Source organism: Gordonia sp. IITR100, from assembly GCF_002009645.1.
Lineage (GTDB): Bacteria > Actinomycetota > Actinomycetes > Mycobacteriales > Mycobacteriaceae > Gordonia > Gordonia hongkongensis.
On sequence record NZ_MVKV01000046.1, the window covers coordinates 1 to 1,239 of the forward strand.

Sequence of the window (1,239 nt, forward strand, 5' to 3'; positions counted from 1 at the left end):
GGGTGGTTCTAGAGTCCTGATTGCCCTGTTGAGGGCGGAGAAGGGACGATAGGGATCATGGCGGGACGGAAGCGTCACTCGGCTGAGGACATCGTGCGCAAGTTGCGCCGAGCCGATGAACTGGCGGCCGAGGGCAAGAACGGCGAGGAGATCGCCGCCGACCTCGAGGTGTCGGCGGCCACCTTGTACAACTGGCGCCGCCAGTACGGCGGTATGGACGCTGATGCCGCCAAGGAACTCAAGGAGCTACGCGAGCAGAACGGCCGGCTCAAGCGCCTGCTCGCCGACGCCGAGTTGGAGAAAGACGCGCTGCGGGAGATCGCCAAGGGAAAATTCTGAGCCCGACCGCCAAACGCGCCGCGATCGACATGCTCAAAGACGTGAAGAACATGTCAGAACGTATGGCGTGCAGGGTTGTTGGGCTTTCACGGTCTACCTACCGGCGTCTGCCGTTGGCTCAGACACCGGCCGACCCGGACGCTGGTATGCGTGCTCAGCTACGCACCTACGCCCGCAAGCACCCGCGACACGGGTTCCGGCGGGCGTGGGCGCACCTGCGGTTCGACGACGGTATCGAGGTGAACAAGAAGAAGGTGCATCGGCTGTGGACGGAGGAGGGCCTGCAGGTGCGCCGGGCGCCGCGGCGCAAACGAGCCGGGCAATCGTCAGTGCCGATCGTGGCGGCGGATGCGCCGAAGGTGGTGTGGGCATTGGACTTTCAGTTTGACTCGACCGTGGATGGCAAGAAGGTCAAGATCGCATCAATGGTCGATGAACACACCCGGATGTCGTTGCTCAACATCGTGGATCGCTCGATCACCGCCGACCGGTTGGTCGAGGAATTGGAGAAGACCTTCGCGATCTGGGGTGGCCCACCCATGGTGCTACGCATGGACAACGGCCCTGAGTTCATCTCAGAGGCGCTCCAGGCGTTCTGTGCAGGGTCGGTAGGCATCTCCTATATTCCGCCCGGCACGCCGTGGAACAACGGGTTCATCGAATCGTTCAACAACCGGCTTCGCGACGAGTGCCTGAACCGCAACTGCTGGCCCACCCTGCTCGAAGCTCGCGTGGTGATCGACGATTTCAAAGACGACCACAACCACCGGCACCGCCACTCGGCGCTGGGCTACCAGACCCCGGCCGAGTACGCTGCCCGATGCACCCACCAGCACCACCCTGTGGGCTGCGAGATCGACTGACCGACAGCTAGAAGAAACTGGCTCTAGAACTGCCTGG

Annotated in this window: 1 protein-coding gene; it reads left to right on the top strand. The window is 63.0% G+C overall.

Annotation, left to right across the window (positions count from 1 at the left end):
• The first annotated feature begins 57 nt into the window (after positions 1 to 57).
• Positions 58 to 1,202, top strand: a protein-coding gene (locus tag B1818_RS23800; protein WP_091344253.1) for an IS3 family transposase whose coding sequence is annotated in 2 segments (ribosomal slippage) — positions 58 to 325 and positions 325 to 1,202 — 1,146 coding nt in all. Because the reading frame shifts where the segments join, the coding sequence is not laid out codon by codon here.
• Positions 1,203 to 1,239: the final 37 nt, after the last annotated feature.